The sequence below is a fragment of the Microbacterium sp. zg-B96 genome, assembly GCF_030246865.1.
In the GTDB taxonomy this organism is placed as follows: Bacteria; Actinomycetota; Actinomycetes; order Actinomycetales; family Microbacteriaceae; genus Microbacterium.
This window is the reverse complement of the sequence record NZ_CP126738.1, coordinates 1954183-1975035: the sequence shown is the minus strand read 5'-3', so window position 1 is coordinate 1975035 and position 20853 is coordinate 1954183. Positions and strand designations below refer to the sequence as shown.

16 protein-coding genes are annotated in these 20853 nt (G+C 68.5%); 14 read left to right on the top strand and 2 right to left on the bottom strand.

Annotation, left to right across the window (positions count from 1 at the left end; all coding sequences use genetic code 11):
• Positions 1-18 precede the first annotated feature (18 nt).
• Together gcvH and gcvP are read left to right on the top strand one after the other, a co-directional pair.
• On the top strand, positions 19-402 hold the full coding sequence (gcvH, locus tag QNO11_RS09250) for a glycine cleavage system protein GcvH (protein WP_257508551.1): 384 nt from the start codon (positions 19-21) through the stop codon (positions 400-402).
• Complete coding sequence (gene gcvP, locus QNO11_RS09245) at positions 399-3281, top strand: aminomethyl-transferring glycine dehydrogenase (RefSeq protein WP_257508552.1); 2883 nt, start codon at positions 399-401, stop codon at positions 3279-3281. Before gcvH ends, gcvP begins: the two co-directional genes overlap by 4 nt.
• A 109-nt stretch (positions 3282-3390) precedes the next feature.
• On the opposite strand, the gene QNO11_RS09240 is transcribed toward gcvP, so the two are convergent.
• The gene (locus QNO11_RS09240; protein ID WP_257508553.1) at positions 3391-4386 is read right to left on the bottom strand and encodes a type IV toxin-antitoxin system AbiEi family antitoxin domain-containing protein; all 996 of its coding nucleotides are present in this window, start codon (positions 4384-4386) and stop codon (positions 3391-3393) included.
• 219 nt (positions 4387-4605) lie between these two features.
• A complete protein-coding gene (locus QNO11_RS09235) occupies positions 4606-5451 on the bottom strand; it encodes a CPBP family intramembrane glutamic endopeptidase (protein WP_257508554.1) in 846 nt (281 codons plus the stop codon).
• 143 nt (positions 5452-5594) lie between these two features.
• On the opposite strand from QNO11_RS09235, the gene QNO11_RS09230 reads away from it, so the two are divergent.
• The 12 genes from QNO11_RS09230 to QNO11_RS09175 all read left to right on the top strand — a co-directional run bounded on the left by QNO11_RS09230 (position 5595) and on the right by QNO11_RS09175 (position 20836).
• The gene (locus QNO11_RS09230) at positions 5595-7223 is read left to right on the top strand and encodes a peptide ABC transporter substrate-binding protein (RefSeq protein ID WP_257508555.1); all 1629 of its coding nucleotides are present in this window, start codon (positions 5595-5597) and stop codon (positions 7221-7223) included.
• A gap of 161 nt (positions 7224-7384) precedes the next feature.
• Positions 7385-8314, top strand: coding sequence for an ABC transporter permease (locus QNO11_RS09225; protein ID WP_257508556.1), 930 nt, complete (start codon positions 7385-7387; stop codon positions 8312-8314).
• Positions 8304-9251, top strand: coding sequence for an ABC transporter permease (locus tag QNO11_RS09220; RefSeq protein WP_257508557.1), 948 nt, complete (start codon positions 8304-8306; stop codon positions 9249-9251). The genes QNO11_RS09225 and QNO11_RS09220 overlap by 11 nt, the downstream gene beginning before the upstream one ends.
• Positions 9248-10927, top strand: coding sequence for a dipeptide ABC transporter ATP-binding protein (locus tag QNO11_RS09215; RefSeq protein WP_257508558.1), 1680 nt, complete (start codon positions 9248-9250; stop codon positions 10925-10927). The genes QNO11_RS09220 and QNO11_RS09215 overlap by 4 nt, the downstream gene beginning before the upstream one ends.
• Positions 10924-11481, top strand: coding sequence for a PH domain-containing protein (locus QNO11_RS09210; RefSeq protein ID WP_257508559.1), 558 nt, complete (start codon positions 10924-10926; stop codon positions 11479-11481). The genes QNO11_RS09215 and QNO11_RS09210 overlap by 4 nt, the downstream gene beginning before the upstream one ends.
• A gap of 171 nt (positions 11482-11652) precedes the next feature.
• Positions 11653-13392, top strand: coding sequence for an ABC transporter substrate-binding protein (locus QNO11_RS09205; RefSeq protein ID WP_257508560.1), 1740 nt, complete (start codon positions 11653-11655; stop codon positions 13390-13392).
• A 92-nt stretch (positions 13393-13484) separates the two neighbouring features.
• Positions 13485-15005 (top strand): ABC transporter permease, encoded by a 1521-nt coding sequence (locus QNO11_RS09200; protein ID WP_257508561.1) that lies wholly within the window; start codon positions 13485-13487, stop codon positions 15003-15005.
• Positions 15002-16054, top strand: coding sequence for an ABC transporter permease (locus tag QNO11_RS09195; protein ID WP_257508562.1), 1053 nt, complete (start codon positions 15002-15004; stop codon positions 16052-16054). The genes QNO11_RS09200 and QNO11_RS09195 overlap by 4 nt, the downstream gene beginning before the upstream one ends.
• A gap of 5 nt (positions 16055-16059) precedes the next feature.
• Positions 16060-17754 carry an ABC transporter ATP-binding protein gene (locus QNO11_RS09190; RefSeq protein ID WP_257508771.1) on the top strand — a complete coding sequence of 565 codons (1695 nt, stop codon included), beginning with the start codon at positions 16060-16062 and terminating at the stop codon, positions 17752-17754.
• 109 nt (positions 17755-17863) lie between these two features.
• A complete protein-coding gene (gene typA / locus QNO11_RS09185) occupies positions 17864-19774 on the top strand; it encodes a translational GTPase TypA (protein WP_257508563.1) in 1911 nt (636 codons plus the stop codon).
• Between the two features lie 25 nt (positions 19775-19799).
• Complete coding sequence (locus QNO11_RS09180) at positions 19800-20525, top strand: AzlC family ABC transporter permease (protein WP_257508564.1); 726 nt, start codon at positions 19800-19802, stop codon at positions 20523-20525.
• Entirely contained in the window at positions 20522-20836 is a 315-nt protein-coding gene (locus tag QNO11_RS09175; RefSeq protein WP_257508565.1) for an AzlD domain-containing protein, read from the top strand. Before QNO11_RS09180 ends, QNO11_RS09175 begins: the two co-directional genes overlap by 4 nt.
• Positions 20837-20853 lie beyond the last annotated feature (17 nt).

Sequence of the window (20853 nt, the reverse complement as noted above, 5' to 3'; positions counted from 1 at the left end):
AACCCTCGGGAGCACACCATGGCCGACCTCGCCAGCCTGCACTACACCGCCGAGCACGAGTGGATCGCCGTCGACGGCGACACCGCGACGATCGGCATCACCGACTACGCCGCCGATCAGCTCGGCGACGTGGTCTTCGTCGACCTGCCCGCCGTCGGCGCCACCGTCACCGCCGGGCAGGTGTGCGGCGAGATCGAGTCGACCAAGTCCGTCGGCGAGCTCTACGCGCCGCTCGCGGGCGAAGTGATCGAGATCAACGACGCCGTCGTGGCGGACCCGTCGGCGGTCAATGCCGATGCGTTCGGAGACGGCTGGCTCATCAAGCTGCGCGTCGACGCGGCATCCCTCGACGGCACGCTCGACCGCGCCGCGTACCTAGCCCTCACCGGCGGCGAGGCGTGAGCGCGGCCTTCGCCGACCGGCACATCGGCACCGCCGCGGCCGCCCAGCGGCAGATGCTCGACGCGCTCGGCTACGACAGCCTGACCGCGCTGGTCCAGCGCGCCGTGCCCGCCTCGATCCACGTGCAGCCGCGCACCACGAGCGCCATCCCGGACGCTGCGACCGAAGATGAGGCGCTGGCGGAGCTGCGGGAGCTCGCGGCATCCAACCGGCCGGCGAAGGCGATGATCGGGCTGGGGTACTACGACACCCACACCCCCGCGGTCATCCAGCGCAATGTCTTCGAGAACCCGTCCTGGTACACCGCGTACACCCCGTACCAGCCGGAGATCTCGCAGGGGCGCCTGGAGGCGCTCATCAACTTCCAGACGATGGTCACCGACCTCACCGGCCTGGCTACGGCCAACGCGTCGATGCTCGACGAGGCGACCGCGGTCGTCGAGGGGATGCTGGTGGCGCGGCGGGCGTCGAAAGGCGCGTCGAACGTGTTCCTCGTCGATGCCGATGCGTTCCCGCAGACCAAGGCGTTGCTGGCTCACCGCGCCGAGGCGCTGGGGATCACGATCGTCGAGACCGACTACGCGTCGGGGGTTCCGGATGCCGCTGACGCGGCCGCCGCCGCGTTCGGCGCGTTCGTGCAGTACCCGGGAGCCACCGGGCGCGTGTGGGACCCCAGCGATGTGATCACCGCGGTCCACGCGCAGGGTGGACTGGTCGTCGTGGCCGCCGACCTGCTGGCGCTCACGCTCCTGCGCTCGCCCGGATCGCTCGGCGCCGACATCGCCGTCGGCACGACGCAGCGCTTCGGGGTGCCGCTCGGCTTCGGCGGACCGCACGCCGGTTACATGGCGGTGCGGGCGGGCTTGGAGCGCCAGCTGCCCGGGCGTCTGGTCGGGGTGTCGCAGGATGCCGCGGGGCACCCGGCCTACCGCCTCGCGCTGCAGACCCGCGAACAGCACATCCGCCGTGAGAAGGCCACGTCGAACATCTGCACCGCGCAGGTGCTGCTGGCCGTCATGGCGTCGATGTACGCCGTCTATCACGGGCCCGAGGGGCTGCGCCGCATCGCGACCGAGGTCGCGCAGAAGACCGAGGCGCTGGCTGCCGAGCTGCGCGGGTACGGGCTGACGCTGGCATCCGATGCCGTCTTCGACACCATCCGGGTGTTCGTGCCGGGTGACGCCGGCCGCATCGTGGAGCGGGCGCGCTCGCGCGGCTACCAGCTGTTCTGGGCCGATGACGCGAGCGTCGGGGTCTCCGTCGACGAGACCACGACGGCCGCCGACCTCGCCGCGGTCGCCTGGGCATTCGGGGCGGTGGAGGAGCCGGGCGCCGAGCTCGCCTTCGCCGACGCGGAGCCGCTGGCTTCGGTGGCATCCGCGCTGCACCGCACTGAGACCTACCTCGAGCACGCGGTGTTCAACACCCACCGGTCCGAGACGGCGATGATGCGGTACCTCAAGCAGCTCGCGGACCGCGACTATGCCCTGGACCGCGGCATGATCCCGCTCGGGTCCTGCACCATGAAGCTCAATGCGGCCAGCGAGATGGCGGCGGTGTCGTGGCCGGAATTCTCCCGTGTGCATCCGTTCGCCCCGGCCGACGACGTCGCTGGCTACCTGGCGATGATCGAGCAGCTGGAGACGTGGCTGGCGGAGGTCACCGGCTACGACGCGGTGTCGCTGCAGCCCAACGCCGGTTCGCAGGGGGAGCTGGCGGGGCTGCTGGCGATCCGCGGGTACCACCGCGCCAACGGCGATCTCGATCGCACGGTCTGCCTCATCCCGTCGTCGGCACACGGCACCAACGCGGCATCCGCGGTGCTGGCCGGGATGAGCGTCGTCGTCGTCGCGTGCGATGAGGCGGGCAACGTGGAGCTTGCCGACCTGCGCGCGAAGATCGCGGCGAACGCCGAGCGGCTCGCGGCGCTGATGATCACCTACCCGTCGACCCACGGTGTGTACGAGCACGACGTGCTGGAGATCACGCAGGCCGTGCACGATGCCGGCGGTCAGGTGTACGTCGACGGCGCGAACCTCAACGCGCTGCTGGGCTTCGCCCGGTTCGGGGATCTGGGCGGCGACGTATCGCACCTGAACCTGCACAAGACGTTCGCGATCCCGCACGGCGGGGGCGGCCCTGGCGTCGGGCCGGTGGCGGCCAAGGCGCACCTCGCGCCGTATCTGCCCTCGCACCCGCTCGCGCAGCGCGCCGACCACGCCGGCGGGTTCGTGTTCGACGGCGGACCGATCTCGGCATCCCCCTACGGGTCGGCCTCGATCCTGCCGATCTCGTGGGCCTACGTGCGGATGATGGGCGCCGCAGGGCTGCGCGAGGCGACCGGGGCCGCCGTGCTCGCAGCGAACTACATCGCCGCGCGGCTGCGCGAGCACTACCCGGTGCTGTACGCGGGGGAGGGCGGGCTCGTCGCGCACGAGTGCATCCTGGACCTGCGGCCGCTGCGCGAGGCCACTGGGGTCACCGTCGACGATGTCGCCAAGCGCCTGATCGACTACGGCTTCCACGCGCCGACGATGTCGTTCCCGGTCGCCGGGACGCTGATGGTGGAGCCGACCGAATCGGAGGACCTCGCCGAGATCGAGCGGTTCATCGAGGCGATGGTCGCGATCCACGCGGAGGCGCACGCCGTCGCGGCCGGTCAGTGGCCGGCATCCGACAATCCGCTCGTGAACGCGCCGCACACCGCGCAGTCCGTGGTGTCGGGGTCGTGGTCGCACCCGTACTCGCGCGAGACCGCGGTGTATCCGGTGCCGTCCCAGGTGCGCACGAAGTACTGGCCACCGGTGCGGCGCATCGACAATGCCTACGGCGACCGCAACCTGGTGTGCGCCTGCCCGCCCCCCGAGGCCTTCGCGTAGCGGGGTAGCGGGGTGGCGGCCCTTCCGGCCCGCCCCCCCATACCGTGAGACCACAGCTGGTCGCCGAGACGGTGGGAACCTCCCATCGTCTCGGCGACCAGCTGTCGTTTCAGCGGGCGGACGGGGGCTCGCCGGTGCGGTGCGGGGGATGCGGGGAGACGGCGCGGCGCAGCGAGAACAGCGCGGCCGAATCCTCGGGGGACTCGGGGCGGAGACCGGCGCCGGTGAGGATGCCGCGCAGCGGCGTGACCGTCGAGGCCTCACGCCATCCCCAGTGCGTCACCTCTCGCAGGTGCCGACGCAGCCGCGTGTCCCGCTCGCTCTGCCGCGCCAGCACGACCGTGGGCGGTCCGTAACGGCCGTCGTACTTGAGGTCGCCGTCGCACTCACCTGCGAGGCCGATGCTCTCCCACACCAGGTCGCTGCGATCCTCGCCGCCGGACCCCCGACGGAACGGCACCTGCAGCACCGGCGCGGGAAACCCGAGCCACTCGACGACGGCGCGGCTCATGGACTCGAGAGCCGACTCGGCCAGCGCGGTCGCGCGTGACAGCGACCACCGCGCGATCGCGCGGCCCCGCTTGCTCGTACGGGCCTCGTTGAGCGCGACGAGCAGTTCGACGCTCGCGGTGGGGTCAGTGCGCAGCGCGGCATCCGCCACTGCCAACCCGACGGCGCGGTGCCGGTGCCGGGCGAGGTCCACGGCGGTGTCGGCGATGCTCGTCATCAGCAGGCCGCCGAGCTCGATGATCGTGCGGTCGCCGGAGTAGGCGTGGGTCCGGATGCCGCCGACGAGCCGGGACGCGCTGCGCGGGTGCTCCAGAATGTGCACCACCCCGGGATCGCCGAACACCGGTAGGCCCCTCAGCACGGCGGCGGATTCGTGGCTGAACACGGCATCCGGGTGCACGAGCGCCACCGCGTGGACGCGCGCGAGGTACCTGTCCCAGGGCGCGAGGTCGCGCCACATCGCACCGGGGGTGTACACACCGTGGCGCACCTTGACCAGCGTCCCGCGCTCGACGGCGCGCTCGGGATGGGGCACGTCCGCGTGCCGGATCAGGGGGACGGGGGTCGGCAGGACCCCGAGAGTGAGGAGCGGCATCCGCCCACCCTGCCGCCCGCGCGCACCCGCCGTGGGCCTGCCACCCTCGATCCGGGCCAGATCGCCGGATCCCGTCCCTGTGGAGAAAGCCCCGTCCCGCCCGTCCCCTCCCGTCCCCTCCCGTCCCCTCCGTCGCTCCCCGGCGCTGAAACGACACCTGGTCGCCGAGACGATGGGAAGTTCCCACGGTCTCGGCGACCAGCTGTGGTCTCAGCGATTTCAGGGGCTCGGGGACGGGGACGGGGACGGGGAGGGGAGGGGGGCGAAGATCGTGGGCCAGAGGGCGGCGGCCAGGGGATAGCCGACGAACGACACCACGTCGAGGATCGTGTGGGCCACCACCAGCGGCATCACCCGGCCCCAGCGGCGGTAGCACCAGCCGAACACGATCCCCATGACGAAGTTGCCGACCATTCCGCCGTAGCCCTGGTACGCGTGATAGGCCCCGCGCAGCGCGGCGGAGGACAGGATGATCGGCCACCACCCCCACCCGAGACGGCGGAGTCGATCGAAGAGCCACCCGATCATGACGACCTCCTCCAGCAGCGCCGCGCGCAGCGCCGCGAACAGCAGGATCGGCACGGTCCACCACGCAGCATCCAGCGGCGAGGCCACGACGGCCACCGTGAACCCCAGCATCCGCCCGACGGCGTACAGCGCCAGCCCGGGGATGCCGATCACGGCGGTGACCAGGATGCCGCGGCCGAGGTCCCCGCCGAAGCGAGTGAAGTCCAAACCGATGCGCCGGAGCGCGTTGGCACCCGGTTCCCACAGGAGATAGACCACCAGCGCCACAAGCGCGAGGTCGAACACGATGTCGAGCGTCTGGTAGAGCGCATCCCACGCCGCGGCGGCGTCCAGGGACGGATTCAGCTGGGTCTGCTGCTGCCCGAGAGGGGTGGGGGAGAGCTCCCGGCGGATGAGCGCGAGCACCGAGTACAGGGCCGATTGGCCGAGCGAGATCGCGAGCACGATAGCGATTTCCCAGCGCAGTCGCGGACTGCTTGTGCAGTATGCGTTGTCGAGCGGGGGACTGGGAGCGGTCACGTTGTCAGATTGCCACATCCGAGGCGCGTTGAGTAAAGAGCATGTAACGCTTTCGCCCTCAGTTTTGATCATGGCGGCAGGGTTGCTTATCGTTGCCTCATCCCGTGTGGCCGGCACGCCCTGCGTAGAAGCGGTCACATCATCCCTGCACAGGAGGAAAAGTGAAGCGCAACAAAACTGCCTTCGCCGGCCTGGCGCTGCTGACCGTGGGCGCGCTCGCCCTCGCCGGCTGCGCCAGCGGCGACAGCGGCGACGCCGAGGAGACCGGCGACGCCGGCGCCTCGGACGCCATCATCACGACCAACGGTACCGAGCCGGAGAACCCGCTCATCCCGACCATGACGAACGAGGTCGGCGGCGGCCAGATCCTCGACGCGATCTTCGCCGGGCTCGTCTCGTACGAGGGCGACGGCACCGCCGTCAATGACATGGCCGAAGAGATCACGGTCGAGGACCCGCAGCACCTGACGGTCAAGCTCAAGGAGGGTCAGACCTTCACCAACGGCGAAGAAGTCACGGCTGACAACTTCATCGAAGCCTGGAACTACGGCGCACAGCTGTCCAACGCCCACGCCAACAGCTACTTCTTCGAGGACATCGAGGGCTTCAGCTGGGATGCCGACTCGGAGCTGACCGGTCTCGAGCAGGTCGATGACTACACCTTCACCATCGCGCTCAACAAGCCGGCGTCGGACTTCGCACAGCGCCTGGGCTACTCCGCGTTCTACCCGCTGCCCGACGTGGCCTTCGAGGACATGGAGGCCTATGGCCAGAACCCGATCGGCAACGGTCCGTACATGTTCGCCGGTGAGGACGCGTGGCAGCACGACGTGCAGATCGACCTCGTCAAGAACGAGGACTACCAGGGTGTGCGTCAGGCGCAGAACGGTGGCCTCACGATCAAGGTCTACGCCTCGGCAGACGCGGCGTACGCCGATCTGCAGGGTAACGAGGTCGACGTGATCGACGTGATCCCGCCGTCGTCCATGGCCAGCTTCGAGTCGGACCTGGGGGATCGTGCCGTGAACCAGGCGGCAGCCATCTTCCAGTCCTTCACGATCCCGCAGACCCTCCCGCACTTCGAGGGCGAAGAGGGCGCGCTGCGCCGTCAGGCCATCTCGATGGCGATCAACCGCGAGGAGATCACCGAGACGATCTTCCAGGGCAGCCGTACCCCCGCAAGCGACTTCACTTCGCCGGTCATCGACGGCTGGTCGGACTCGCTCGAGGGCGCTGAGGTGCTGGAGTTCAACCCCGAGCGCGCAGTCGAACTGTGGGCCGAGGCCGACGAGATCTCGCCGTGGGAGGGTACCTTCCAGATCGGTTACAACTCCGACGGTGGCCACGACCAGTGGGTCGACGCAGTGTCGAACTCGCTCAAGAACACCCTCGGTATCGAGGCGTCGGGTGCTCCGTACCCGACCTTCGCCGAGCTGCGTGAACTCGTGAACAATCGCACGATCACCACCGCGTTCCGCTCCGGCTGGCAGGCGGACTACCCGGGTCTGTACAACTTCCTGGGCCCGCTGTACGCCACGAACGCCGGCTCGAACGATGGCGACTACTCCAGCGCAGAGTTCGACCAGCTGCTGTCCGACGGCATTTCCGCGACGGACCCCGAGGAAGCCAACGCGCTGTTCTCCGAGGCCCAGTCGGTGCTGCTGCAGGACCTGCCGGCCATTCCGCTGTGGTACTCGAACGTCACCGGAGGCTTCTCCGAGAACGTCGACAACGTCGAGTTCGGTTGGAACTCGGTGCCGCTTTACCACCTGATCACCAAGGCCGAGTAACCTCGAGTGATCTCACTCGCGAGGCGGTGACGACCACGTCACCGCCTCGCGGGCTGTTCCCACCGGCCGCGCTACACCCGAGATCGCGGCGGCCCCACGCGGCAGCCCCTCGCCGCCACTAGCGGCGACGCGGCTCCCCAAACCCCAGAGGGAGAGCGTTCGTGCTCGGTTACATCCTCAGACGTGTGTTGCAGGTCATCCCGGTGTTCTTCGGCGCCACCCTGCTCATCTACTTCATGGTCTTCGCCATGCCCGGCGACCCCATCCTCGCGCTGTTCGGCGACCGCACGCCCAACCCGGCACTGCTGGAGCAGATCCGCGACCAGTACCACCTGAACGATCCGTTCATCGTGCAGTACTTCTACTACATCACCGGCGTCTTTCAAGGCGACTTCGGCGTCAGCTTCTCCGGGCAGCCCGTCAACGAGGTACTCGCCCGCACTTTCCCGGTGACGTTGCGTCTCGCGGCGATGGCCATCGCGATCGAACTCGTGCTGGCCATCGTGATCGGGACCGTCTCGGGCCTGCGCAAGGGCAAGTTCTTCGACAATGCCTCGCTCGTCGTGGCTCTCGTCTTCATCGCCGTCCCGGTGTTCGTGCTCGCCTTCCTCGCGCAGTACTTCCTGGCCGTACAGGCGGGATTGTTCCGCCCGACCGTCGGAGCGCAGAACGGCTGGATGGACCTGTGGCTGCCGGCGATCGTGCTGGGTCTCAGCCTCTACGCGACCAGCATGCGCCTCACCCGCGCGTCGGTGATCGACACGCTCAACCAGGATTGGGTGCGCACCGCGTACAGCAAGGGCCTCCCGCGACGCCGTGTGATCCCTGTGCACGTGATGCGCAACTCCCTCATCCCCGTCATCACCAACACCGCGACGAACTTCGGCGTGCTGATGGTGGGTGCCACCGTCACCGAGGGCATCTTCAACGTGCCCGGCGTCGGCAACACCCTCTACCAGGCGGTCATCCGGCAAGAGGGGCCCACTGTCGTCTCGTTCGTGACCGTGTTCGTCATCGTCTACGTCTTGGTCAACCTGTTCGTGGACCTGCTCTACGGCCTGCTCGACCCGAGGATCCGCTATGCCAAGTGATCAGATTTCCGCGACGCACTTCGTCGCCCCCGTCAAGAACACCGAGATCACCGTCGACGCCGTGCGCGTCGACGCCAAGCCCAGCAACCTCTGGCGCGACGCCTGGCAGGACATCCGCCGTCGGCCGACGTTCTGGGTCACGGCTGTCGTGGTCGTCATCATCGGGCTGATGGCGGTGTGGCCGACCCTGTTCACGCAGGTGCCGCCGAACAACAACTGCCTGCTGGCCAACAGCAACGCCGGGCCCACCGCCGGCCACCCTCTCGGCTTCACCTTCCAGGGCTGCGACATCTGGTCCCGCCTGGTGTGGGGTGCGCGCACCTCGCTCATGGTCGGGTTCCTCGCCACCCTCATCGGCACCGTCATCGGCACCGTCATGGGCGCGCTGGCCGGCTTCTACGGCGGCTGGCTCGACTCGGTGCTCTCGCGCCTCGGCGACATCTTCTTCGCGATCCCGTACATCCTGGCGGCCATCGTCGTCATGAGCGTGTTCTCGCAGAACCGCACGCCACTCGTGCTCGCTTTCGCCATCGGTGGCTTCGCGTGGGCGTCCACCGCGCGCGTCATCCGCGCCGAGGTGCTGCGGGTTCGGCAAGCCGACTTCGTCACCGCCTCCCGCGCCATCGGGCTCTCCCGGTTCCGCATCCTCCTCACACACGTCATGCCCAACGCCATGGCACCGGTCATCGTCGTGGCGACGCTGACCCTGGGCGCTGCGATCTCCGCCGAAGCGACGCTGTCGTTCCTCGGTGTCGGGCTCGGCAGCTCCACCATGTCCTGGGGCCTGGACATCAGCCAGGCGCAGTCGTCACTGCGCGTCGCGCCGATGGCACTCATCTACCCCTCGATCGCGCTGACCATCACGGTGCTCGCGTTCATCATCATGGGCGAACTCCTGCGAGACGCTCTCGATCCGAAGGCGAGGGCACGGCGATGAGCTCGGCAAACCGCACACCACTGCTGTCGATCCGCGGTCTGAAGGTCGCGTTCGACTCCGGCAAGACCTCACGCGAGGTGCTGCACGGCATCGACCTGGACATCCACCGCGGCGAGACCGTCGCGATCGTCGGTGAGTCCGGATCGGGCAAGTCAACGACGGCATCGGCCATCGTCAATCTGCTCCCCGGAACCGGACACGTCACGGGCGGGTCGATCGTGCTGGAAGGTAACGACCTCACCTCCGCCACGCGGGCCCAGATGGAGCGCATCCGCGGTCGGGACATCGGCTTCGTGCCGCAGGACCCGATGTCCAACCTCAACCCGGTGTGGAGCATCGGCTTCCAGGTGAAGGAGGCGATCCGCGCGAACGGGATCGCCACCGGTCGCAAGGAGGTCGAGCGCCGCGCCATCGAGGTGCTGCAGCAGGCGGGGCTGGCAGACGCCGAACGGCGTCTGCACCAGTTCCCGCACCAGTTCTCCGGCGGCATGCGTCAGCGCGCGCTCATCAGCATCGGCCTCGCGGCCGATCCGAAGCTGCTGATCGCCGACGAGCCGACCTCGGCACTGGACGTCACGGTGCAGCGGGTCATTCTCGATCACATGGCGTCGCTCACGGCCGAGAGGGGGACCTCGGTCCTGCTGATCACCCACGACCTGGGTCTGGCCGCAGAACGTGCCGACACCATCGTGGTGATGCATCAGGGCGAGATCGTGGAATCCGGCCCGAGCCGGGAGATCCTCGAGAACCCGCAGCATCCGTACACCCAGCGGCTCGTGGCCGCCGCTCCCAGCCTGGCTTCGCAGCGGATCCAGGCCCGGGCGGAGGACCGTGGCATCCAGCACGAGTCGGACCTCGCCACGGCCGAGCCCGCGATCGTCGTGGCGGACCTGGTCAAGGAGTACAAGATCCGCCAGGGCTCGTTCCGCAGCGAGCGGTTCCGTGCCGTGGACGGCGTCTCCTTCGAGATCCCGCGGGGCCGCACGATGGCTCTGGTGGGGGAGTCGGGGTCGGGCAAGTCCACGATCGCGAAAATGGTGCTCGGCCTGGAAGAGTGCACCTCCGGCTCGATCCTGATCGACGGTCTCAACGTGGGCCGGCTCACCGGTCGTGAAGCGTTCGCGCTTCGGCGCCGGATGCAGCCGGTCTTCCAGGACCCCTATGGCTCGCTGGATCCGATGCGCAGCATCGGCGGCACCATCGCGGAGCCGCTGGACGTGCACCGCGTCGGCGACGCGAAGTCGCGACGTGCGCGGGTGGCGGAACTGCTCGACCAGGTGTCGCTGCCGCAGGAACTGGCGTCGCGCTACCCGAACGAGCTGTCCGGGGGCCAGCGCCAGCGTGTCGCCATCGCGCGTGCGCTCGCGCTGAAGCCCGACATCGTCGTGCTCGACGAGGCGGTCTCGGCGCTGGACGTCCTGGTGCAGGATCAGATCCTGCAGCTGCTGGCGGACCTGCAGTCCGAGCTGGGCCTGACCTACCTGTTCATCACGCACGACCTCGCGGTGGTGCGCGTCGTCGCTGACTTCGTGTCGGTGATGGAGCGCGGCAAGATCGTCGAACAGGGCACCGTCGACGAGATCTTCGCGAACCCCGCTGAGGAGTACACCCGGCGACTGCTCGAGGCCATCCCGGGTGCGTCAATCCCGCTCGGAGTCGGCGAAACGGGTGCATGAGTCGCAACGACTTGCCTGAGCGCCGGATCTTCCGTGCGACGTCGGCGACGATCAGCTTGATCGTCGCCGGCGTCGCGGGGGCGTTGGTGCTCGGCGACGCCCTTGTCCGCGGCGGCCTCGGACAGACCCTGCTGCTGGCCCCCTGGGTGCTGCTGATCGTGTGGGTCGTCTATGCGGTGGTTTATGTGCCGAGGGTGGAAATGGATGCCGAAGGCATCACCGTCGTCAACGTCCTGCGCACCACGCGGGTGCCGTGGCCGCGGGTGACCGACATGGACACGCGGTGGCAGCTGGTCGTGCACCTCGACGACGGTTCCCGGGTGGCGGCCTTCGGTGGGCCGAGCCTGCGTCGCTCGAGATCGCGTTCGGCGCAGCAGAGCGAGACGCCGTTCTCCGACATGGCACTCATCCGTGGTGAGTGGGACGCAGCGCGCGACGCGGGCGTACCGGCGGGTCCGGTGCAGCGACGGTGGAACGCCGGGGTCGTGGTGTCGCTGGTGGTGCTCGTGGCGAGTGCGGGGGCCTCGGCGATGATCGCAGGCGCCGGTGCCTGAGCGCCGCTACCGTTTTCGGGGGTCACAGGCGAGTTAACGGTTTGTAACTATTTACGTGTCAGTTATGCGTCACCTCTGAGGTGCCAATAGGTTCGCTATCAACGTCTGGGATGAACGTTGGTCGAAGCCGGCCGCATCGCCCCCCTTGCACACAACGAAGTAGGAGAAGAAATGCGTTCACGTCGAACCCTTATCGCCGGGGCCGCCATCGGCGTCACCGCCCTGGCGCTCACAGCCTGTGCGCCGCCAGCCGATGACGGCAACGGCGCGGAGACCGAGCCCACTGGGTCGGCGTCGATCTCGGTGTCGGTCGGGCCGAACGACTTCATCAGCTACAACGGGTTCACGCCCGAGACGTACAGCACGTACAACTCGTCGATCGTCGACCAGCTGAAGACCGGCTTCACGTTCTTCGGTCCGGACGGCACGGTCGAGGCCAACACCGACCTCGGCTCCTACGAGCTGATCTCCGAGGACCCGCTGACGGTGGAGTACACCATCGCCGAGGATGCCGCCTGGTCCGATGGCACCCCGATCACTGTCGCCGACGCCGTGCTGGCGTGGGGCGTGCAGAACACCAACCTCGCCGGTGCCGACGGCCCGCTGTTCAACTCGGTCTCGGCCGATCTGGGCGACGAGGTGCCCGAGGGCCCCCAGGGCGACGCGGACGGCAAGCAGTTCACCGTCGAGTTCGCCGTGAAGAACCCGGACTGGCAGATCCAGACGTGGATGCTCGACCCCGCGCACGTGGTGGCCGAGCAGTCCGGTCTGTCGACCGAAGAGCTCGTCGAGGCGATCCTCGGCGGCGACAGCGAGGCGCTCGCCCCCGTGGCCGAGTTCTGGAACACCGGCTGGTTCACCAACCCCGGCGAGCTCCCCGACGAGGCTCTGATGCCCTCCTCCGGCCCCTACAAGCTCTCGTCGTGGGATGCCGGTCAGTCCGTCACCCTCGTGGCGAACGAGGAGTACTACGGCGAGCAGCTCGCGCCGCAGAACGCCGAGCTCGTCTTCCGCTTCGTCGGCCAGGACGCCATGGTTCAGGCGCTGGACAACGGTGACCTCGACGTCATCGCCCCGCAGCCGACCGTTGACACGCTCGCGCAGCTGGAGCAGCTCGGCGATGCCGCCAACATCCTCACGGGCTCGACGCTGACGTGGGAGCACCTCGACTTCAACTTCATCGAGGGGTCCCTCTTCGCCGACAACCTGGAGCTGCGCCGCGCGTTCGCCATGTGCGTCCCGCGTGAGCAGATCGTCGAGAACCTCATCCGGCCGATCAACTCCGAGGCGGTCGTGATGAACGCCCGCGAGGTCTTCCCCTTCCAGGACACCTACCAGGAGGTTCTGGACGCGTCCTACACCGGTGAATACGACGAGCCGAACATCGAAGAGGCCGCGAGCATCGTCGCCGCGCAGGGCGCCACGGGCGCTGAGGTCCGCATCGGATACTCCGCACCCAACCCGCGCCGTGCCGACGAGGTCGCACTGATCAAGTCGTCGTGCGACCAGGCCGGCTTCAACATCGTCGACGCGGGCAGCGAAGACTTCTTCGCCCCGGGCGGCACGCAGGAGCGCGGTGACTACGAAGTCGCACTGTTCGCTTGGGCAGGCTCCGGTCAGATCGCCTCGGGCGAGAACATCTACGCCACCGACAAGCCGCAGAACTACGGCGGGTACTCCAACGCAGAGGTCGACGCAGCCTGGGCGACGCTCAAGGACAGCCTGGACCCCGCAGTGCACCTGGAGCAGACCAAGGTGATCGAAGAGCTCCTGTGGAACGACCTGTTCGGTCTCCCGATCTTCGCTCACCCCGGCGTGGACGCGGCGAGCTCGAGCGTCGACGGTGTCGAGCGGACCACGACCCAGAGCGGTATCTCCTGGAACGCCTACGCGTGGGCCAGCGCTGAGTAGTCAGCAATGAATCAGATGTGCGGGTCGGCCTGCGGCCGGCCCGCACATCTGTGTTCGCGACCGTCTGCGATTACCCGAAGGGAAGCACCTTTGTGCTGAAGTTCATTCTGCGGCGCCTCGTCCAGGCGTTCGGCGTCCTGCTGGGCGCCTCGGTCCTGGTGTATGTGCTCGTCATCAACGCCGGGGACCCGCTCGAAGACCTGCGCGAGAGCAACGCGAAAAACCGCGATTACCTGATCCAGCAGCGCACCGAGTTCATGGAACTCGATCTGCCGTGGTGGCAGCGCTATCTGTCCTGGCTGGGCGGAGTCAGCCGTTGCCTCATCGGGCAGTGCGATTTCGGCACCACTCGGGCGGGCGTCGATGTCGGCACGCTGCTCGGCCTGGCCGCCGCCTCGACGCTGCGGCTGGTGCTGCTGGCGACAGTGCTCGCCCTCATCATCGGCATCGCGATCGGCATCCTCACCGCCATCCGCCAGTACTCCGGCCTCGACTACGCCGTGACGTTCGGCACCTTCCTGTTCTTCTCGCTTCCGGTGTTCTGGGCCGCGGTGCTGCTGAAGGAGTATCTGGCCATCGGCTTCAACAACTGGTTGGAGGAACCCGCATTCACGCCGCTGCAGATCGGCCTGATAGCGGTGGTCCTCGGGTTCCTGATGCAGGTGCTCCTCGCGGGATCCGGCAAGAGGCGGGCGCTCACTTTCGCCGCCACGGCGGTGTTCTTCGCCGTCGCGCTGCCCGTACTGGCCGCGCTCGACCTGTTCCGCAACCCGCAGCTGGGCATGGTGGGCGTCGCCGTCCTCACATTCGGTGTCGCGCTGAGCGTCACCGCAATGACCGTGGGTCTGCGCAACCGGCAGGTGCTCACTCCCGCGCTCATCACGGCGGCCGTGGTCAGCATCATGCAGGTGGTGCTGTACAACGTCTTCGTCTACTACATGAACTGGGGCGTGCTCGTTCTCGGCGCCGTTGTGGCCGTCGCCGTCCCGTGGCTGCTCGGGCGGTTCATGGGCAAGCGCTATCGCACCCAGGCCATCCTCGCCGCCACGGTGACGGGCGTCGTCGGCGCGGGCCTGACGGTTCTGGACCACCTCTTCCGCGTGTGGCCGGGCTTCCTCGACCTCAAGCCTCGCCCGGTCTCCACCATCGGATCGCAGACGCCGAACTTCGGCGGAGGCTTCTGGGAGACGTTCCTGGACTACGGGACGCAGATGCTGCTTCCCACGCTGCTGCTGACGGTGATCTCCCTGGCCAGCTACAGCAGATACACGCGCACCTCGATGCTCGAAGTCAACCGGCAGGATTACATCCGCACCGCGCGGGCGAAGGGCGCACCCGAGCGCACCGTCATCTTCCGGCATGCGCTGCGCAACGCCCTCATCCCCATCGCGACGATCGCGGCCTTCGATTTCGCGGCCCTCATCGGCGGCGCGGTCATCACCGAGCGCGTCTTCGGCTGGAAGGGCATGGGAGACCTGTTCGCCGACGGCCTGGACCACGTCGATCCCGCACCCGTCATGGCGTTCTTCCTCATCACGGGCGGCGTGGCCGTGCTGTTCAACCTGATCGCCGATATTTCCTATGCCTACCTCGACCCGAGGATACGAGTATGAGCACCAACTCCGCACCCGACACCGACGCGATCTATGACCTCGCCGAAGCCGAGGACGCTGCCCTCGCCGCGAAACACACCAAGCCGCTCTCGCAGGGACGCCTGGTCCGGCGGAGGTTCCTCCGCCACCGCGCGGCACTCATCTCGGTCGGCGTTCTCATCCTCGTCGTCCTGCTCGCGTTCACCTCGATCGGCTTCGCCGGGATACCCGGGTGGTGGGGCAAGAGCTATCTCGCCGCCGGCGACGTCATCGACGGCGGTCGCCCGACGCTGAGTCTCATCCCGACGTGGCTCGGAGGGGAGGGCATCCGCTGGGGGGAGCACCCCTTCGGTCAGGACGGCACCGGCAAGGACTACTTCGCCCTGGTCATGGTGGGCACTCAGCGCTCCCTCATCATCGCGCTCGTCGTCGGCGTCGTCGCCACCACGATCGGCGCCGTGATGGGCGCCGTCGCGGGGTATTACCGCGGCTGGGTCGACAACGTGCTCATGCGCATCACGGACATCTTCATCGTCATCCCGCTCCTCGTGCTCGCTGCTGTCCTCGGGGCGATCGCCGGCAACGCCGGCGGAGGAATCTTCGCGCTGGCGCTGATGATCGGTCTGGTCTCCTGGACGGGGCTTGCCCGACTGGTGCGCGGCGAGGTGCTCTCGCTGCGGGAACGCGACTACGTCGCTGCCGCACGCTCGACGGGCGCCAGCTCGTTCCGCATCATCTTCAAGCACGTGATGCCGAACACGATCGGCATCATCCTCGTGAACGCGACGTTCGCGATCGGCGGCGCGATCCTGCTGGAGAGCTCGCTGAGCTTCCTCGGATTCGGCGTGCAGCCTCCCGAGACGTCGCTGGGGCTGCTGATCTCGCAGTATCAAGGCGCGTTCACGAACCGGCCGTGGCTGTTCTGGTGGCCGGGCATGATCATCCTGGTCATCGTGCTCGCCGTCAACTTCCTCGGGGACGGTCTGCGCGACGCGTTCGACCCGCGGCAGACCCGCAAGTGGAGCCGACGCAGTCTGCAACGGCTGCGCGAGGAGAAAGGACTGTCGTGACACACATGGACATGGACACGGCGGGCACGGGCGCTGCCCTGCGGCTCACGGATCTGCGGGTGGACTTCGCCGTCGAGGCGGGACTCGTCCGCGCCGTCAAGGGCGTGACCCTTGATCTGCAGCCGGGCGAAGTCGTCGCCATCGTGGGGGAATCCGGCTCGGGCAAGTCGGTGAGCTCGGCGGCGGCCATGGGGCTGCTCCCGGACAACGCCCTGATCTCCGGCTCCGCCCAGGTCGGCGGCACCGAAGTGGTCGGGATCGCGCCCGAGAAGATGCGCGCGATGCGTGCCACCGAGGTGGCGATGATCTTCCAGGAGCCGATGTCCGCGCTGAACCCCGTGCTGACGGTGGAGCGGCAGATGACCGAGGTGTTCGAGCTGCACGACGTCGCCTACGGTGACGAGGCGCGCCAGCGATCCGTCGAGCTGCTCCGCCGGGTCGGGATCCCCGACCCGGAGACCCGCATCGGACAGTACCCGCACCAGTTCTCCGGGGGCCAGCGGCAGCGCATCGTCATCGCGATGGCGATCGCGCTGAACCCGCGCGTCATCATCGCCGACGAGCCCACGACGGCGCTCGACGTGACGGTCCAGGCTGAGATCCTCGACCTGCTGCGATCGCTGAAGGACGACCTGGCCGCCGGCATCCTGCTGATCACCCACAACATGGGGGTCGTCGCGGACCTCGCCGATCGCGTCGTCGTGATGTATCAGGGCGAGATCGTGGAACAGGGCACCGTCGAGGACGTCCTCACGATGCCGCAGCACGCGTACACCCGCAAGCTTCTCGACGCCGTGCCGCGCCTGTCCGGACCGGGTGGGACCCTGACCGGCCCCATCCGCGAGATCCGGGAACGCACGCCCCCGGCGGACCGGGAGCCCGTGCTCGTCGCGAAGGACCTCGCGCTGGACTACACCATGCGCGGAAAGACGTTCCGCGCTGTCGAGGGCGTCTCCTTCGAGCTGGCCAAACGCGAGGTGCTGGGCGTGGTGGGGGAATCCGGGTCGGGCAAATCCACGATCGCGAAGGCCGTGCTCGGACTGCTCCCGGTGGCATCCGGCTCGCTTCAGGTGCGCGGCGCGGACCTGGCCAAGCTGCGGGGGCGGGCGGCCAAGGACGCGCGTCGCCAGATCGGCGCCGTCTTCCAGGACCCGGCAGCGTCGCTGAACCCCCGCTTCCCGATCGGCGACTGCATCATCGAGCCGATGGTCGTGCACCGCGTCGGCGACAAGCGTTCGCGCCTGGCGCGCGCCCGGGAACTCCTCGATGCCGTGCACCTTCCCACCGATGTCATCAACCGCTACCCGCACGAGCTCTCCGGTGGTCAGCGTCAACGGGTGTCCATCGCCCGGGCGCTCTCGCTGAAGCCGGAGCTGCTCATCGCGGACGAGCCGACCTCGGCTCTGGACGTGTCCGTGCAGGCGGCCGTGCTGGAGATGCTGCGCGAACTGCAGCGCGAGTTCGACTTCGCCTGCATGCTCGTGAGCCACGACCTGGCGGTCGTGGACATGCTCGCCGACCACGTGCTGGTGATGCAGAACGGTCGCGCGGTCGAGCAGGGTGAGACCAAGACGGTCCTGCACGACCCGCAGCACGAGTACACCAAACGATTGCTGGCCGCCTCACCCGTGCCCGACCCGGTCGAGCAGCGTGAGCGGCGTCTGGCGAGGCGAGCTCTGCTGGCCACCGTCGACGCTTGAGCCGACCACGCGGGGACTCCCAGCCCGCTTCCGGTATCCTGGAGTGTCGGCCCCTCGAGTTTCGGTGCGGGTCGCACCTCTTCTTTCCCTCTCCCCGCAAGGAACACTGATGGCGCACGCCCTCCGTCCGGACCTCCGTAATGTCGCTATCGTCGCGCACGTCGACCACGGCAAGACGACGCTCGTGGATGCGATGCTCCGCCAGACCGGCTCGTTCGGCTCGCATGAGCACATGGAAGAACGTGCCATGGACTCGAACGACCTCGAGCGCGAAAAGGGCATCACGATCCTCGCCAAGAACACGGCGATCACCTACAACGGCCTTCACACCGAAGTGCCGGTGACGATCAACGTCATCGACACCCCCGGCCACGCCGACTTCGGTGGCGAGGTCGAACGCGGCCTGTCGATGGTCGACGGTGTCGTGCTGCTGGTGGATGCCAGTGAGGGTCCGCTGCCGCAGACCCGCTTCGTGCTGCGCAAGGCGCTCGAGGCGAAGCTGCCGGTCATCCTGCTGGTCAACAAGACCGACCGCCCCGACGCCCGCATCGCGGAGGTCGAGGAAGAGGCGCACGACCTGCTCCTGGGGCTGGCGAGCGACCTCGTCGACGACGTGCCCGATCTCGACGTCGACGCGCTCCTGGACGTCCCCGTCGTCTACGCGAGCGGTCGCGCCGGCGCGGCATCCCTCAACCGGCCCGAGAACGGCAGCCTCCCCGACAACGACGACCTCGAGCCGCTGTTCGAGGCGATCCTGCAGCACGTGCCGGCGCCCGCCTACGACGACGAGGCACCGCTGCAGGCGTGGGTGACCAACCTCGACTCCTCGCCGTTCCTCGGCCGCCTCGCGCTTCTGCGCGTCTTCAACGGCACGCTGAAGAAGGGCCAGACGGTCGCGTGGGTGCGTGCCGACGGCACCACCAGCAACGCCCGCATCACCGAGTTGCTCAAGACCCGCGCCCTCGAGCGCTACCCGGCCGAATCCGCCGGCCCCGGCGACATCGTCGCCATCGCCGGTTTCCCGGACATCACGATCGGCGAGACCATCGCCGACCCCGACGACGTGCGCCCGCTGCCGCAGATCCACGTCGACGAGCCGGCGATCTCGATGACGATCGGCACGAACACGTCGCCCCTGGTCGGCAAGGTCAAGGGTCACAAGCTCACCGCGCGCATGGTCAAGGACCGCCTTGATCGCGAGCTCATCGGTAACGTCTCGCTGAAGGTCGTCGACATCGGCCGTCCCGACGCGTGGGAGGTGCAGGGCCGCGGCGAGCTGGCGCTGGCCATCCTGGTGGAGAACATGCGCCGCGAAGGCTTCGAGCTGACCGTCGGCAAGCCGCAGGTGGTCACCAAGAAGATCGACGGCAAGACGTACGAGCCGTTCGAGCACCTGACCGTCGATGCTCCCGAGGAGTACCTCGGCGCGATCACGCAGCTGCTGGCCTCGCGCAAGGGCCGCATGGAGAACATGGTCAACCACGGCACCGGCTGGGTGCGCATGGAGTTCGTCGTTCCCTCGCGCGGTCTCATCGGCTTCCGCACCGAGTTCCTGACCACGACCCGCGGCACCGGCATCGCGAACGCGATCTCGCACGGCTACGAGCCGTGGGCCGGTCACATCGTGACCCGTCAGAACGGTTCGATCGTCGCCGACCGCTCGGGTGTCGTCACGCCGTTCGCGATCATCGCGCTGCAGGAACGCATGTCGTTCTTCGTGCAGCCGACGCAGGAGGTCTACGAAGGCATGGTCATCGGCGAGAACTCGCGCGCCGACGACATGGACGTGAACATCACCAAGGAGAAGAAGCTCACCAACATGCGCTCCTCGACCTCGGACACGTTCGAGTCGATGACCCCGCCGCGCCAGCTGTCGCTGGAGGAGAGCCTCGAGTTCGCCCGCGACGACGAATGCGTAGAGGTCACGCCCGAGATCGTGCGTATCCGCAAGGTGAACCTCGACGCCAACGAGCGCGCACGTGCGACCTCGCGCCTCAAGCGCCAGGACGCCAGCGCCTGACACTGTGCCTCGCTAGCATCGACGGGTGAGTTTCGACCCGTCGCCGGCTGAGGCCGATGCCGACCGCCAGGCGCGGCGGGCGACACGCGAAGGGCTCGGGGTGGCTGTGGCCACCAGTGCTTACGGGGTGTCGTTCGGCGCGCTGGCGGTGGCGGCAGGCCTGGACATCTGGCAGACCTGCGTACTGAGCCTCGTGATGTTCACCGGCGGCTCGCAGTTCGCCTTCGTCGGCGTCATCGCCGCCGGCGGTGTGGCCGCAGCGCCGGCCGCGATCGCTTCGGCGGCGCTGCTGGGCGTGCGAAACGTCGCCTACGCGATGCGCATGGCCCCCGTGATCGGCGGGACGATCTGGCGGCGCGTCGCCGCGGCGCAGTTCACGATCGACGAATCCACGGCCGTCTCGCTGGCCCAGACGGCGCCCCGCGCCCGCACCCTCGGGTTCTGGGTGACCGGCATCGGCATCTACGTCGGGTGGAACCTCTCGACACTGCTCGGCGCGCTCCTGGGCGACCTGCTGGGAAACCCGAGGGCGTACGGGTTGGATGCCGCCGCCGCGGCGGCCTTTCTCGCGCTGCTGTGGCCGCGACTGCGGCAGCGTCAGGCGATCGTGGTCGGTGTGGCCGCGGCGGTCGTGGCGACGGTGCTGACGCCGGTGCTCATGCCCGGGATGCCGGTGCTGGTCGCCGCGGTCGTGGCGATCCTCGTCGGGGTGTTCAACTGGTTCGCGCCCGAGCGGGAGGGCCGGCCGTGACCCTGTGGCACGCGGTGCTGGTGGCATCCATCATCTGCGTCGCGCTGAAAGCGCTCGGCTACCTCATTCCGCCGAAGGTGCTGGAGGCGCCGCGCCCGGCACGGGTGGCCGATCTGCTGACCGTCGCGCTGCTGGCCGCGCTGGTCGCGGTGCAGACCCTGGGCGTGGGGCAGGCGATCGTCATCGACGCCCGAGTGCCGGCAGTCCTGGTGGCGGCCGGCCTGCTGCTGGCGCGCGCCCCGTTCCTCATCGTCGTGGCGGCGGCCGCGCTCACCGCCGCGCTGCTGCGACTGTGGGGGTGGGCGGCGTAGGGCGCCGCCTAGACTGA